15 protein-coding genes are annotated in these 14574 nt (G+C 44.2%); 3 read left to right on the top strand and 12 right to left on the bottom strand.

Translation table 11 applies throughout. From position 1 onward, the window contains the following. The first annotated feature begins 63 nt into the window (after positions 1–63). Positions 64–681, top strand: a complete 618-nt coding sequence (locus tag AACQ75_RS02675; protein WP_026027378.1) for a YtjB family periplasmic protein — start codon at positions 64–66, stop codon at positions 679–681. A 58-nt stretch (positions 682–739) separates the two neighbouring features. On the opposite strand, the gene deoD is transcribed toward AACQ75_RS02675, so the two are convergent. The 9 genes from deoD to AACQ75_RS02630 all read right to left on the bottom strand — a co-directional run bounded on the left by deoD (position 740) and on the right by AACQ75_RS02630 (position 10368). Continuing rightward, the gene (deoD, locus tag AACQ75_RS02670) at positions 740–1459 is read right to left on the bottom strand and encodes a purine-nucleoside phosphorylase (protein WP_013856127.1); all 720 of its coding nucleotides are present in this window, start codon (positions 1457–1459) and stop codon (positions 740–742) included. A gap of 79 nt (positions 1460–1538) precedes the next feature. Continuing rightward, positions 1539–2762, bottom strand: coding sequence for a phosphopentomutase (locus AACQ75_RS02665; protein WP_170889441.1), 1224 nt, complete (start codon positions 2760–2762; stop codon positions 1539–1541). 21 nt (positions 2763–2783) lie between these two features. Further along, positions 2784–4145 carry a thymidine phosphorylase gene (deoA, locus tag AACQ75_RS02660; RefSeq protein ID WP_017043061.1) on the bottom strand — a complete coding sequence of 454 codons (1362 nt, stop codon included), beginning with the start codon at positions 4143–4145 and terminating at the stop codon, positions 2784–2786. A 95-nt stretch (positions 4146–4240) separates the two neighbouring features. Then, positions 4241–5017, bottom strand: coding sequence for a deoxyribose-phosphate aldolase (gene deoC, locus AACQ75_RS02655; protein ID WP_013856124.1), 777 nt, complete (start codon positions 5015–5017; stop codon positions 4241–4243). Positions 5018–5663: 646 nt separating this feature from the next. Continuing rightward, positions 5664–6923, bottom strand: a complete 1260-nt coding sequence (locus tag AACQ75_RS02650) for a NupC/NupG family nucleoside CNT transporter (protein ID WP_013856123.1) — start codon at positions 6921–6923, stop codon at positions 5664–5666. A 208-nt stretch (positions 6924–7131) separates the two neighbouring features. Next, positions 7132–7920, bottom strand: a complete 789-nt coding sequence (locus tag AACQ75_RS02645; protein ID WP_170889440.1) for a TatD family hydrolase — start codon at positions 7918–7920, stop codon at positions 7132–7134. Continuing rightward, entirely contained in the window at positions 7907–8044 is a 138-nt protein-coding gene (locus AACQ75_RS02640; RefSeq protein ID WP_013856121.1) for a DUF5363 family protein, read from the bottom strand. The genes AACQ75_RS02645 and AACQ75_RS02640 overlap by 14 nt, the downstream gene beginning before the upstream one ends. A 16-nt stretch (positions 8045–8060) precedes the next feature. Beyond that, complete coding sequence (yaaA, locus tag AACQ75_RS02635) at positions 8061–8834, bottom strand: peroxide stress protein YaaA (RefSeq protein WP_026027382.1); 774 nt, start codon at positions 8832–8834, stop codon at positions 8061–8063. A 109-nt stretch (positions 8835–8943) separates the two neighbouring features. Continuing rightward, complete coding sequence (locus AACQ75_RS02630; RefSeq protein WP_013856119.1) at positions 8944–10368, bottom strand: alanine/glycine:cation symporter family protein; 1425 nt, start codon at positions 10366–10368, stop codon at positions 8944–8946. 710 nt (positions 10369–11078) lie between these two features. Between AACQ75_RS02630 and AACQ75_RS02625 the strand changes: the two genes are divergently transcribed. Beyond that, positions 11079–11258 (top strand): DUF3545 family protein, encoded by a 180-nt coding sequence (locus AACQ75_RS02625; RefSeq protein WP_010318284.1) that lies wholly within the window; start codon positions 11079–11081, stop codon positions 11256–11258. 50 nt (positions 11259–11308) lie between these two features. Here the strand turns inward: AACQ75_RS02625 and AACQ75_RS02620 are convergent, their stop codons facing one another. From AACQ75_RS02620 to nfo, 3 genes are all read right to left on the bottom strand, one after another. Next, positions 11309–11860: a hemerythrin domain-containing protein gene (locus AACQ75_RS02620; RefSeq protein ID WP_017047477.1), complete on the bottom strand. Its 552-nt coding sequence runs from the start codon at positions 11858–11860 to the stop codon at positions 11309–11311. A gap of 87 nt (positions 11861–11947) precedes the next feature. Next, positions 11948–12628, bottom strand: a complete 681-nt coding sequence (gene ung, locus AACQ75_RS02615; protein WP_170889439.1) for a uracil-DNA glycosylase — start codon at positions 12626–12628, stop codon at positions 11948–11950. Between the two features lie 271 nt (positions 12629–12899). Beyond that, positions 12900–13817: a deoxyribonuclease IV gene (gene nfo / locus AACQ75_RS02610; RefSeq protein ID WP_064625854.1), complete on the bottom strand. Its 918-nt coding sequence runs from the start codon at positions 13815–13817 to the stop codon at positions 12900–12902. Positions 13818–14115: 298 nt separating this feature from the next. Between nfo and grcA the strand changes: the two genes are divergently transcribed. Beyond that, positions 14116–14493: an autonomous glycyl radical cofactor GrcA gene (grcA, locus tag AACQ75_RS02605; protein ID WP_170889438.1), complete on the top strand. Its 378-nt coding sequence runs from the start codon at positions 14116–14118 to the stop codon at positions 14491–14493. Positions 14494–14574: the final 81 nt, after the last annotated feature.

Here is a 14574-nt window from a genome sequence, read left to right as displayed (position 1 = left end):
TTGCAATTTAAAAACGCAAGTCTCAATATGAGTAAAGTTTTTATTTATCCAATCAGGTGGGTTATGGACGGCTCTTTATTTTCATTTCGCGTCGCAATTCGTGTGCTTACCGTCATTTTATTAGCAGGCATGTTCTTCTTTACCGTAAAAAACAGCGTTGTGATCAGTAAAGGTAACGAACGAATTCAGGCTAACCAACTAGAAACATTAACTAAGGTTTTGATTTCACAGGCATCATTATCTGCGGGCAGCATGATATCAGAGCAAGATCAAGAGCGCCTGCTAGCCCTCACCAACCAGTTAGCTCAAGACAAACTGGTGTTTGATGCCACCATTTATGATTCCGAAGGGGTCAAATTAGCCGCCAGCGATAACGCGTTAAGCGTACGCGAAGTATTAGGATTGGATACACCACTGCGCACGGCCAGCATTGGCCGTCAGCAACTGGTTGAGCCTGTCTATCATGAAAGCAGTATCATTGGTTTTATCCGCATTACTTTTGAAACTGGCCGCGTCACCGCAATTTCAGATCACCACTATCGTAAAAGTGATCGCTACATGTATCTCATGCTGCTAACCAGCTTTGTCAGCGGTGTATTGCTCACACTGCTACTGCTGCGCCGAAAGCCAAAGAGTGGTGGAGAGAACCTGCTGCTACAGAATGTGGATGATATGACTTAGCAGGCTTTGTAAATAAAAAAACCTCAGTTGCGACACTGAGGTTTTTTATAAAAGAATATTATTGAGCGTCGCCAATCAATACTGAATCTAACGCAATTTCAATCATTTCATTGAAAGTGTTTTGACGCTCTTCTGAAGTCGTTTGCTCGCCAGTTTTGATGTGATCAGAGACAGTGCAAATCGTCAGTGCTTTTGCGCCATATTCCGCCGCTACGCCGTAGATTCCTGCCGCTTCCATTTCTACACCAACAATGCCGTATTTATCCATAACATCGAACATCTCTGGATCTGGCGTGTAGAAAAGCTCTGCGGAGAACAAGTTACCCACTTTCACGTTAATACCACGCGCCGTAGCCGCTTCTTCTGCGGCTTTAACCATTTTGTAATCGGCAATCGCAGCAAAGTCGTGGTCTTTAAAACGGATGCGGTTAACTTTGGAATCGGTACAAGCACCCATACCAATCACAACATCACGCACTTTAATATCGTCGCTGACCGCACCACAGCTTCCGACACGGATCACTTTTTTCACGCCAAAATCTTTGATAAGTTCCGTCACGTAAATTGAGCATGAAGGGATCCCCATGCCATGGCCCATTACCGAAATTTTACGACCTTTGTATGTACCTGTATAACCAAACATGTTACGGACATCACACACTTGAACCACATCATCAAGGAAAGTTTCTGCGATGTATTTTGCGCGAAGTGGGTCACCCGGCATTAAAACGACGTCTGCAAATGCACCCATTTCAGCATTAATATGTGGAGTTGCCATTAAAAGTATCCTTTATCTAAATTGACCAAAGAATAGAAAGTGATCTCTCTATTCATCCTCAAAAAATGAATCGCTACGCTTACTGTAAGAAATTGGTGCCGTAATCCATCGCAGACGTACCGAAATAGTGCGCCAGTGACTGACCAATATCAGCAAACGTCTCACGGCGGCCCAATGAACCGGGGGCCACTTTATGCCCATAAATCAAGACTGGAATATGCTCGCGCGTATGATCCGTACCCGGCCAAGTTGGATCGCAACCATGGTCCGCTGTAAGAATAAGTACATCGTCCTCTTCCATTAACTCAAGCACTTGTGGCAGACGCTTGTCAAAGTACTCCAGTGCCGCAGCGTAGCCCGCTACATCACGGCGATGACCATAAGCGGAATCAAAATCAACGAAGTTAGTGAAGACGATGGTGTTATCTTTCGCTTGTTTGATTTGTTCTAGTGTTGCATCAAATAAAGCTGGGATGCCTGTCGCTTTGACTTTATGAGTGATGCCGCAGTAGGCGTAAATATCGGCAATTTTACCAATAGAAACCACGTTACCTTGCTTCTCATCAACCAATTTTTGCAGCACGGTCGCCGCTGGCGGCTCAACGGATAAATCACGACGGTTACCAGTACGAGCAAATTCTCCCGCTTTCGGGCCAATGAACGGACGCGCAATCACGCGGCCAATGTTGTAATCCGCCAATTCTTCACGTGCGATCTGGCAAAGTTCTAACAAACGATCAAGACCAAACGTCTCTTCGTGACAAGCAATTTGGAACACTGAGTCAGCTGAGGTATAGAAAATCGGTTTACCCGTTTTCATGTGCTCTTCACCCAAATCATCTAAAACCTGAGTGCCTGATGCATGGCAGTTACCAAGAAAACCATCCAAACCTGCGCGTTCAACAATGCGATCTGTCAGCTCTTTCGGGAAACTATTTTGCTTATCACTGAAATAACCCCATTCAAACAGTACAGGAACACCAGCAATTTCCCAGTGACCCGAAGGAGTATCTTTACCTGATGAAAGCTCGGCTGCGTGACCGTACGCACCGATAATATCAGCGTTGGCATCAAGCCCCGGAGCAAAACGCCCCGTTGACTCTTTATGCGCCATGGCAAGCCCCAGTTTCGATAAGTTTGGCAGCGTCAATGGGCCCTGGCGATCCGTATTATTCGCTTCGCCTTTAGCACATTGGTCTGCGATGTGGCCCAAAGTGTCAGCGCCAACATCACCAAATTGTGGTGCATCAGCGGTTTCGCCGATACCAAATGAATCTAATACTAAAATAAATGCTCTTTTCATTGCTCTCTCCAACCGATATTTTTATACGTCTTCTGCGCGAATTTGGCCGTAGACATCGGGTGTTGGTGTGTATTCTCCGCCAATTTGAATGGCGCTTTGTAATGCTTTGGCCGCTTGTTGCCATTGCGCTTCATTACGCGCATGGATCACCGCCAACGGCTTGCTGCTATCGGCAACGTCACCTAGGCGAATAAATTGGTCAAACCCAACCGCGTAATCAATAGTGTCAGTTGCGACGCGGCGTCCACCGCCCATCTCCACCACGGCCATGCCAATCGCGCGAGTATCCATTGCCGATACGACGCCACTTTCTAGAGCGTAAACGGGCTTAACCAGCTCGGTTTTTTCAAGATAGTGATCGTAATTTTCAACAAAATCAGCGGGGCCGCCTAACCCTTTGACCATTTTGCCAAAGCATTCAGCCGCTTTTCCGTTATTAAGAACGGACATCAGTTTCGCACGAGCATCATTGCTGTCTTTTGCTAAATTGCCTAACAACAACATCTCAACGCAAGAGGCCAAGGTAATTTCCAGTAAGCGAGGGTTGCGATATTCACCAGTTAAAAAGCGTACCGCTTCACGCACTTCAAGGGCATTACCTGCCGAAGAGGCCAGCACTTGGTTCATATCCGTCAAAATAGCCGTGGTTTTCGTACCTGCGCCGTTAGCCACTGCGACGATAGATTTAGCCAACTCTTCAGAAGCTTCGTAAGTCGGCATAAATGCGCCAGAACCGACTTTGACATCCATCACCAAGGAATCTAACCCAGCGGCTAATTTTTTAGAAAGAATCGAGGCGGTGATGAGTGAAATGTTGTCGACCGTTGCGGTAATGTCACGTGTGGCGTATACGCGTTTATCCGCTGGCGCGAGATCACCCGTTTGGCCGATGATAGCAACGCCCGCTTCTTTGGTTACTTGACCAAATACGTCATTACTTGGAGTGATGTTATAACCGGGAATCGACTCCAATTTATCCAGCGTGCCGCCCGTATGACCAAGGCCGCGCCCTGAAATCATAGGGACAAAACCACCGCAGGCTGCGACCATGGGGCCAAGCATCAGCGAAGTAACATCGCCCACGCCGCCAGTTGAGTGTTTATCAACGATAGGACCACCGAAGTTCATCGCATCCCAGTTGATCACCATCCCAGAATCACGCATAGCGCACGTCAGTGCAATGCGCTCTGGCATAGTCATTTCATTGAAGAAAATCGTCATGGCAAAGGCCGCAATTTGGCCTTCGGAGACGGTATTATTCGCCACACCTTGAATAAAAAAGTTAATTTCTTCGGTGGTGAGGATCTCACCGTCACGCTTTTTGCGAATGATTTCTTGAGGTAAAAAAGTTTGAGTTGAATACATTAGTTGCCTCCCAAGCATGATGCTTTGGTCAGTAAGGTAAAGAGGTAATCGGGAGCTGATGGCTCAGCTCCACGAGTCAGACTTATTATTATCAGTCCTACTTCAGCGCATAATTAATACGCAGCTGGATCGGCTTTTTGGTCTGTTACTTCTAATGTATTCAAAAGATTGGTTAGCAGGCTTGAAGCCCCAAAACGGTAGTGCATGCTGTCGGCCCAATCTGCGCCAAGTAGCTCATCAGCCATCGCGAGATACAATGCAGCATCTTGCGCTGTGCGTACACCGCCCGCAGGTTTAAAGCCTACAGTTTTGGCAACGCCCATATCGCGAATCACTTCTAGCATCATGCGTGCGTATTCTGGTGTTGCATTCACAGGGACTTTGCCCGTTGAGGTTTTGATGAAATCAGCGCCCGCTTCAATACAGATTTGAGACGCTTTCTTGATTAATGCTTCTTCTTTTAGCTCACCTGTTTCGATGATCACTTTAAGCAGAATGTCACCACACGCGGCTTTACATTGCTTAACAAGATCAAAACCGACTTGCTCATTACCGGCGATTAATGCGCGGTAAGGGAACACAACGTCGACTTCATCAGCACCGTACGCAACAGCGGCTTTAGTTTCCGCAACGGCAATCTCAATATCATCATTACCGTGTGGGAAGTTGGTAACGGTTGCGATACGAATCTCTGGCGTGCCTTGCTCACGAAGTGTCTTCTTCGCAATAGGAATAAAGCGAGGGTAAATACAAATTGCAGCGGTATTACCTACAGCCGTTTTGGCATCATGACAAAGGGCAATCACTTTCGCATCCGTGTCATCATCGTTTAGCGTAGTCAAATCCATCAATTTCAGTGCACGTAGTGCGGCTGCTTTTAAATCGCTCATTTCTATCTCCGATCAATATATTCAAATAGTTCACTAGTAAACCACGCTCAGTGTTGAGAGCGAGATGGCTTGCTAGCCACAAATGAACGGACTTGGTTCCTTGAAGACTCGAAATGCACTTGCATTTCAATTGCTATCCCTGTCACCGCACAGTACCAATTTGGCCTATGGCACAACCATGATATGCCACTTATTTGCACTTATCGCCGTGTCTAACGTATATCCGTGTGTAACTTATACCCGTATCTAATTTATATCAAAGCAACACGACATGATAAAACGGGCTGCCTTTGCGTCAAATCATACTCCATGTATTGATTGGCGCTAGCTGATATCTTCACTCTTCTATTGAAAATGAATCCCACTGATACAGTATAGATTTTCACTACAAAACTGTAGCGTCATTCATAGAGCAAACGGTTTGTATCTCAAAAAAGATCAGCGTCAACGATAATCTCGTTTACCGATAAACTCTGATCTATCCATTAAAAGCTAACTTATAAAAGAGAGCTTGAGGTGATAAACACTGACCACCCGACTAAAGAGTGAATCAAAGTATTCCTTTCGCCAAAACAAAAAAGCCCCGCAGCAATCTCTTGCTACGGGGCGATGTTAAACGGCGTCTATATCTCTTTCTCTTGTTTAATTAGAAAGAAAGGAAGAAGCCAGCAATGGTTGCTGCCATTAAGTTAGACAGTGTACCAGCACAAACGGCTTTTACACCCATCTTCGCGATATCGTGACGACGGTTAGGAGCAAGACCACCTAAACCACCGAGTAGAATCGCAACAGAAGAAAGGTTGGCGAAGCCACACAGTGCAAATGAGATGATAGCTTGAGTTTTCTCAGACATCACCGCACCAGTAGCAGCAACGATCTGTGCGTTCTCACCCACGTAAGGTACGAAGTTTAGATAAGCAACAAATTCGTTTACAACCAGTTTTTGACCGATGAAAGAGCCCGCTAGCGTTGCTTCTTCCCATGGCACACCAATTAGGAATGCTAATGGAGAGAAAAGCCAACCAAGCAGTAGTTCTAGAGTCAGTTCAGGCATACCGAACCAACCACCCACACCACCAAGCATACCGTTAACTAAGGCGATTAGACCAACGAAGGCAAGTAGCATTGCACCTACGTTTAACGCAAGTTGCAGACCAACAGAAGCACCACCTGCAGCAGCATCGATTACGTTGGCAGGTTTATCATTGCCATCCATATCGCTACCCAGTTCTTCATCTGGAGTATCGGTTTCTGGTTTGATGATTTTTGCAAACAGTAGACCACCCGGTGCTGCCATGAAAGAGGCCGCAACAAGGTACTCTAGCGGTACACCCATCGATGCGTAACCAGCAAGTACGCCACCCGCAACTGAAGCCAAACCACCACACATTACTGCAAACAGCTCAGATTGAGTCATTTTAGGTACAAACGGACGAACCACGAGTGGCGCTTCTGTTTGACCTACGAAAATGTTGGCTGCAGCAGACATCGATTCCGCACGAGAGGTACCGAGTGCTTTTTGTAAACCACCACCTAGAATCTTAATTACCCATTGCATAACGCCAATGTAGTAAAGCACAGAGATGAGTGCCGAGAAGAAGATTAGAGTAGGTAGAACTTGGAAAGCAAAGATGAAGCCAATACCGTCAACTGAAAAGTTAACTAGGCTGCCGAATAGAAAACCAGTACCGTCTTTACCGAAGTCTATGACGTTTTGAACACCCGCAGAGAAACCTGCAAGGAGATCACGACCCCATGGTACGTAAAGAACGAAACCACCGATAATAAATTGGATAGCAAAAGCGCCACCCACTGTTCTTAGATTGATAGCTTTGCGGTTATCAGACAGTAGAACTGCAAGTCCTAGCAGAACTGCCATACCGACTAGGCTCATAAACAGGCTCATAGTTTATGATTTCCTTATTAGGTTATTGTTGGCGTGTTATAAAATGGAGCTCATGAAGCGGGGTGATTATACTCATCACCACTAAGATAAAGTAATGCCAGCCTCACACTTTCTTATAAGATTCACTGCCCATTCACTCATTTATGTGAGCACGTTCAATATTTACTAATACTAGAATCATTAAACCTACATTTCATTTCGAATTTATTCACACCGGAAAGAACAGAGAATGGCTGTTTTTCCACAAAACATCAGCAACCGTTTGCTCTGATTGGTTCTTCAGCAACGCAAGCGTTTGCAGGATAATCGGCAGTTTTTGTGGGTGATTCGCTTGCCCTTGAAAACCATTGGGTGGCATATCAGGAGCATCTGTTTCTAGCACTAAACTTTCGATGGGGAGTGCCGCAATAGTAAGACGGGTTTTGTTGGCTCTTGGATAGGTAATAACACCACCCACGCCAATCTTAAAACCCAGTTCAATAAACTGGTTTGCCTGTTGAACGCTGCCAGAAAAAGCATGCAGCACTCCACCTTGGCTAAATTGATGTTTTTTTAACAGTTGTATAAGGCGGTTGTGCGCTTTGCGGCTGTGTAATATCAATGGAAGTCTGGCTCGTTTCGCAAGCTCTAGTTGCATTTCAAACATTGTTTCTTGCAAAGCGGGAGCAATATCAGTCGCAAAATCTAAGCCACACTCCCCCAGAGCCACGCATTGAGCTGGTTTTTGAAGTAACTTTTGCTCAAGCTCGTCGATATCCGCAGGGGAAGAGGTTGATAAAAAACAGGGATGGAACCCGAGAGCAAAATAGAGTTCAGGATAACCGTTAGCAAGCTCGGCCACTCGTTGCCAGTTACTTGGACCAACGGCGGGAATCACTATTTTCTCAACCCCCTGCTGGCGAGCTAAATGTAAATGGTGTTCAAACTCACGCTCAAAGATAGAAAAATCGAGATGGCAATGCGTATCAAATAAACGCAGCTTCTTATTCTCGCTCACGTTCTTTACTCTGAACAGGATCTTGACGATAAGGAACACAGCTACGTTTTTTATCTGGTGTTAAACCCATGTTCTCACACCAGCGATCATAACGCGCAACCTGCTTTTTCAACCACTGCCACATAACCGCCTCTCTTACATCACTGCTCTTCGCGTTTAAAGACCAACTCAGTTGCTGATGACTCCTGTTCTACAAAATAGTAGCCAGCACTGTCAAACTGAGCCAATTGCTCTACAGAAGAGATTTGTTTATCGATAATGTAGCGCGCCATCATGCCACGAGCCTTCTTAGCATAGAAGCTAATGACTTTGTATTGCCCTTTCTTACAATCCTTAAATACCGGAGTAATGATGCTCCCCTTAAGTTTTTTCGGATTAACCGCTTTAAAATACTCGTTGGAAGCGAGATTAATCAACACATCATCGCCTTGCTCTTTCAGAGCTTGATTGAGTTTATCGGTAATGATATCCCCCCAAAACTGGTACAGGTTAGTCCCCCTCGGGTTACCCAATCTCGTGCCCATCTCTAAACGGTATGGTTGCATCAGATCCAGTGGTTTTAATACACCATACAAGCCAGAGAGCATTCTTAAATGCTGTTGTGCATGTTCAAATCCGGCATCCGATAATGTTTCTGCTTCAAATCCTGTATAAACATCCCCTTTAAACGCCAAAATGGCGGGACGTGCATTATCCAACGTGAAGGTTGGGCTCCACTGCGCAAAGCGAGCCACGTTGAGCCCAGCGATTTTATCGCTCACTTTCATCAACGCTGAGATGTCGGCAGGAGTCAATTGACGGCAAACATCGATCAACTGAGCTGAATGGTCAATAAGCTCCGGCTGAGTATATTTGCTTGTCACCAACGGGGATTCGTAATCTAACGTCTTGGCTGGGGAAACAACAATGAGCATAATTTTCCTTCCTTTCTATTCTTATTTTATGGCTCACAGAGTACAAAAAAAGCCATGCGGTGTCTGCATGGCTTTTTCAATCTATTTAATCGTCAGTAACGATAACAGGCTATTTGTTGTTGTACCAAATGCCATCTTCCAACTGAGATTTTAACTCAGGGTAATCATTAGCATCGAAGGTGGGAACCTTACCTGCGGCTAGCTGACGGTTATAATCTTTCGCGAGCTTAATCACAATGCCAGAGAGCAGAATGATCGCCACCAAGTTAACAATCGCCATTAACCCCATCGAGACATCCGCCATTGCCCATACGGTAGGCAAAGTCGCCAATGAGCCAAACATCACCATGGCAAGGAAAACAATACGGAACAACGTTAACCCTTTCTTATTGTTGTGCTCTAAGAAAATCAGGTTCGTTTCGGCATAAGAGTAGTTGGCAATAATTGAAGTAAAGGCGAAGAAGAAAATCGCAAAAGCAACAAAAATCCCACCCCAACTGCCCACTTGTGAGCTTAATGCGCGCTGAGTCAGCTCGATACCGGTAATTTCACCGTGCGGTACATATTCACCCGACATCAAAATAATGGCGACGGTTGCTGAACAGATCACAATCGTATCAATAAAAACACCCAACATTTGCACGTAACCTTGAGAAGCAGGATGCGGCGGATAAGGCGTTGCAGAAGCCGCTGCATTAGGTGCTGAACCCATACCCGCTTCATTGGAAAACAGACCGCGTTTGATGCCGTTAATCATGGCTTGAGCAATCGCGTAACCTAAACCGCCTGCGGCCGCTTCTTGAAGGCCAAATGCACTTTTGAAAATAAGGCTTAATACGGCTGGTAGCTTTTCTATATTAGTGACCATTACAAACATCGCAATCGCTAAGTAAGCTAATGCCATGAAAGGTACAATCAACTCAGCGGTACGCGCAATTTTACGGATACCACCAAAAATGACGAAAGCCGAAATTGCAACGATGAAGATACCGACATACAGCGGATCAAATCCAAAAGCATTTTTCATAGCCCCTGCAATTGAATTAGCTTGAACGGCATTGAATACTAGGCCAAAAGCAATAATCAGGAAGATGGAAAACAGGACACCCATCCAACGCATACCAAGGCCTTTTTCCATATAGTACGCAGGGCCACCGCGGTAGTTACCATCTTTGTCACGGGTTTTGTATAGCTGAGCCAACGTGCTTTCAGCAAATGAAGTCGCCATACCAAGCATAGCAATCAACCACATCCAGAAAATCGCGCCTGGACCACCCGCCGTTAAAGCAACGGCTACACCGGCCATGTTTCCCGTACCAACACGCGCAGCAAGGCTAGTACAAAGTGCTTGGAAAGAAGAAATACCGGCTTTATCTGCTTTGCGGCTGTTTTTCAACACACTAAACATGTGGCCGAAATGGCGAAATTGAATGAATCCTAGGCGAACGGTGAAGTACACACCAACACCGACTAAAAGATAAACAAGGATGGATCCCCAAAGTAAATCATTCATTAAATTGATTAAGTCTGTCACAAGAACCTCTCATAGAGTGATAGCGCTGACCTAAGCGAAAAGCTTCACGAAAAAATGCACATGCTGCGAGTCAACGTTCTAACCAGCATGTTTTTATCGATATTATGCAATGCATTTTATTCGTCCAAAAAGTGAGGAGTCTCAACTTTTGAAGGGGCAACGTATTTTTGACGGGCGGATAATGCAACCTGAAAGAACAAAAATCAATATGCAATAAGTTTAGTTAAAATGTTATTTTTCACTATAAAATCACCTTTAATTAACATTTAACAAACCAACACAGCAACAGATTAGCAACCAAAACAACCCAAACTGGAAACATTGAAAGATAAAAAACAACCATAAAAACCCAGTTGCACTCACTTAATCTCACCCCTTGAGAATAAAGGGCTAATCAGTTTCACCACTAAATCTTGCATAAATTTATGATAATTTTTTATTGAATGGTCATAAAACAACCAACCAGGCAATTGTAAATTTTCAAAACAACATTTATTTAACATTTTAAAATGCAAATAAAATCGTTTGCGTCGCTTAACCGCTCCCTTTTTGTACTAAAGAATCCCACTGAAACTGTGAAATTCTGGTCAAAATCCAATAAAAGGTTCATCAAAAGGAAACAAATGAGAAACAAATCATAGCTAGGCTAGCGAAAACTGTGCTATCTAGAGAGCACGACATGGCGTAATAACAACAACAAGAGGTTGCTTATGGAAAGCTTGCAATTTGACGAAATGTTGGAAATGGAAATCACAAAACTCCGCTCTAGTCGCACTAAACCAGTAAAAAGAATGTGGCGAGAAATTGAAGCGATTCAGGATCAAAAACGGTTACAAAGAGAATTGATGGAGATGGATGTCTGCTTCGAGGCTGATCAAATAAAACTCTGAGTAAAAAGGCACTTCAACAGTGCCTTTTTGTTTAACTGAATCAGCAGAGATTACTGGCACTCTTGTGCGGTTTGTCGAACTCGGTGAGCTAATTGTTGGTACTGCTCCGCAATTGTCTCACCAAATACTGGATCATCTTCGGATTGTTGCCAGCTCGCCTCCACCGCTTGCCAATCAGTTACATTAAAGGTGCGGCTGATCAAAGGTAAAACCGATTGTTCTTCTAACTCCAGATGACGCTTCTGGGAAGAAATAAATGCATCAAGCTGCTCGATGAACACGTGCTGTGGTACAACGGCATCTTGCAAAATCATATCGACTATCTCTAGAAAAGCATGAGTTTTCTCAGAAAGTTCTACATGTTCTCTCGCTAAATTTTGAATATCATTATGTTGACCATAATGATCAATATAATAGTGATAGAGAATATCTTCTTTGGGGTGGTGTACTGACTCTGAATGTGTCGCTAAGTAGTCAATAATCTCTCTCACTAAGGAGTAGTTGATACTTTGTTCATTACTCAATTGCCGTTGTTTATCTCGCAAAATGGCAAGCAAACGCGCCATATACCCGTGTTCTCTACGGATCCTTTCAATCATCATTGTGCTTCTCCATTACACTTATTTTAGATAAGTGTATAAAAGCTTCAGCGTGCTTGTTTTGACCCTGCTCGAAAAAACATCAATTAATCACTTATCCAATACGGGTTGCCAATTCACAGGCGCTTTCCCCTGCTCAATAAGTAATTGATTAGTCTTTGAAAAATGTTTACAGCCCAAAAAGCCTCGATGCGCAGAAAGAGGAGAAGGATGCGGTGCTACTAATACATGATGTTTACTGCGATCAATCATGCTGCCTTTCTTCTGCGCGTGTGAACCCCACAACAGGAAAACAACACCTTCACGCTGCTGATTTACCGCCTCAATCACCCGGTCGGTAAAGGTTTCCCAACCAGTATTAGCGTGCGAATGCGCCATACCTTGTTCAACAGTCAATACGGTATTGAGCAATAGCACCCCTTGCTCGGCCCAACTTTTTAGGTAACCGTGCTGAGGAGTAACAAAACCGGAGATATCTTGCACCAGCTCTTTGTAGATATTCACCAGTGAAGGTGGGGTTTTAACACCGGGTAACACCGAAAAACATAACCCATGAGCTTGATTTGGCCCGTGATAAGGATCTTGCCCTAAAATCACAACCTTAACATCGCCAAATTCGGTAAAACGAAACGCATTAAACACGTCAGCAGCAGGTGGATAAATCACTTTCCCCGCCAGCCTTTCCTTTTCAACAAACGCTATCGTCTGTTGAAAATACTCCTGCTGTTTTTCATGGCCGATAACATCGTGCCAAGTCAATGATTGAGTCATAACAACGCTCTGCAAATTAACTAATTACCGCATTGTAACCATAAAAAGCCACCACTGCATGAGTCCATGTCACAGAGCTTTTGCCAGTTAATGTGATTTTTGTGGCGTTCGAGTATGCCCTTGACCGTTCACATGTCGGTTAGGTATAGGCAATCGGACTGGTGGTCGAGCTATTGATGGTGAACGTGAGATCATATGAAACATAGTGACATCCTCCTTCATTTTGACGCGGCTATGCCTTTGTCTTTATGAAAGAAAGATGCCAACTTATTTAAGATGCTACTGAATCTACCGATTGTGCGTGTAGATCTCTTAATGTTTGAATTTCTTGGGCCCAAATGTCTGGATCGATTGTTTCTAAAATCAATGGGATACCATCAAACCTTGAATCTTTGGCAATAAATTCAAAGCATGGCCAACCAATTTCGCCTTGCCCTAGAGAATGATGGCGGTCAACACGGCTGGCAAACTTTGCCTTTGAGTCGTTGATGTGCATTGCACGTAAGTAGTGCATTCCCACCACGCTATCAAACTCTGAAAAGGTTGCCTCGCACGCCTCAACTGTGCGCAAATCATAACCTGCAGTAAAAGTATGACACGTGTCAAGGCACACACCTACTCGCGATTTATCCTCAACTTGCTGGATAATTTCGGCTAAATGTTCGAAACGCCAGCCTAGATTCGTCCCCTGCCCTGCGGTGTTTTCAATCACAGCAACGACCTCAGGCACGGCTTGATGTGCAAGGTTTATCGATTCTGCAATCGTCGCAAGACATTCACTTTCTGAGACTTGTTTAAGGTGACTACCCGGATGAAAATTCAGAAGCGTCAGCCCCAGTTGCTGGCAACGTTGCATTTCATCAATAAAAGCTTCGCGTGACTTAGCAAGCTTATCGGCTTCTGGCGCGCCCAGATTAATAAGGTATGAATCATGCGGCAAAATGTGTTCACTTTTAAAACCAAGCATGTGACAGTTAGCCTTAAAAGCGCGAATGGTTGCCTCTTCGAGCGGTTTAGCAACCCACTGGCGCTGGTTTTTAGTGAATAAAGCAAATGCATTTGCTCCAATTTCTCTCGCTCTCAATGGGGCTTGGTCAACGCCGCCAGAGGCCGATACATGAGCACCAATAAATTTCATTCCACGGCCCTGAATTCTATTTGTCATTAAATCACTTTGTACTTTCAACATTGGACTTCAATTGTCTGATTTTCTGTTACTTAGGTCAAACACGCGCTAAAAATGTAGTAAAATTACAACAAAACAATAAATAAAAAATATTTTATGTATTAAAAAAAAGTAGAACTCATTGTTTTTAAATGCTTTATTGATTTAAATCAATAAAATAAGCCCCATATTATCAATGTTTATCGTTGTTTTTTGACCTAAATCAATATTAATTTTAAGGATATTAGCTATATAATAACCAACTCAACAAAGTTAGAAAATAAACACCAATAACGCCACTTAAGTGGACTAGGAGATAGTGATGATTCAAGGCATTCAAATTACAAAAGCAGCAAACGACAACCTACTAAATTCTATCTGGTTACTCGATAATGAAAAGAATGAAGCACGTTGCGTTGCCGCTAACGCAGGCTACCAAGCAGATCAAGTTATCGCGGTCAGCGACCTTGGTGAGTATGAAAGCCGTGAAGTTGCGATTGAAATAGCACCTCGCATCGAAGGCGGTCAGCACCTAAATGTGAACGTTCTTAAGCGTGAAACTCTTGAAGATGCCGTTGCACACCCTGAGAAGTATCCGCAACTGACGATTCGTGTTTCTGGTTACGCTGTTCGTTTCAACTCATTGACTCAAGAACAGCAACGTGACGTTATCGCACGTACTTTCACTGAGACGCTATAATCATAGCGTTGATGAGAATATTCATATCCAAAAATGGCGCTCAATGAGCGCCATTTTTATCGTTAGAGGAATATCATCCTG

Source organism: Vibrio sp. B1-2, from assembly GCF_963888445.1.
GTDB classification, from domain to species: Bacteria; Pseudomonadota; Gammaproteobacteria; order Enterobacterales; family Vibrionaceae; genus Vibrio; species Vibrio anguillarum.
Note: the sequence above shows the minus strand (reverse complement) of the source record. Positions and strands in the feature narration are given on the sequence as shown.

Coding starts and splice junctions, on each gene's coding strand:
- AACQ75_RS02675 (WP_026027378.1), top strand. CDS start 64: ATGGACGGCTCTTTATTTTCATTTCGCGTCGCAATTCGTGTGCTTACC.
- deoD (WP_013856127.1), bottom strand. CDS start 1,459: ATGGCAACTCCACATATTAATGCTGAAATGGGTGCATTTGCAGACGTC.
- AACQ75_RS02665 (WP_170889441.1), bottom strand. CDS start 2,762: ATGAAAAGAGCATTTATTTTAGTATTAGATTCATTTGGTATCGGCGAA.
- deoA (WP_017043061.1), bottom strand. CDS start 4,145: ATGCTTGGGAGGCAACTAATGTATTCAACTCAAACTTTTTTACCTCAA.
- deoC (WP_013856124.1), bottom strand. CDS start 5,017: ATGAGCGATTTAAAAGCAGCCGCACTACGTGCACTGAAATTGATGGAT.
- AACQ75_RS02650 (WP_013856123.1), bottom strand. CDS start 6,923: ATGAGCCTGTTTATGAGCCTAGTCGGTATGGCAGTTCTGCTAGGACTT.
- AACQ75_RS02640 (WP_013856121.1), bottom strand. CDS start 8,044: ATGTGGCAGTGGTTGAAAAAGCAGGTTGCGCGTTATGATCGCTGGTGT.
- yaaA (WP_026027382.1), bottom strand. CDS start 8,834: ATGCTCATTGTTGTTTCCCCAGCCAAGACGTTAGATTACGAATCCCCG.
- AACQ75_RS02625 (WP_010318284.1), top strand. CDS start 11,079: ATGGAAAGCTTGCAATTTGACGAAATGTTGGAAATGGAAATCACAAAA.
- AACQ75_RS02620 (WP_017047477.1), bottom strand. CDS start 11,860: ATGATGATTGAAAGGATCCGTAGAGAACACGGGTATATGGCGCGTTTG.
- ung (WP_170889439.1), bottom strand. CDS start 12,628: ATGACTCAATCATTGACTTGGCACGATGTTATCGGCCATGAAAAACAG.
- nfo (WP_064625854.1), bottom strand. CDS start 13,817: ATGTTGAAAGTACAAAGTGATTTAATGACAAATAGAATTCAGGGCCGT.
- grcA (WP_170889438.1), top strand. CDS start 14,116: ATGATTCAAGGCATTCAAATTACAAAAGCAGCAAACGACAACCTACTA.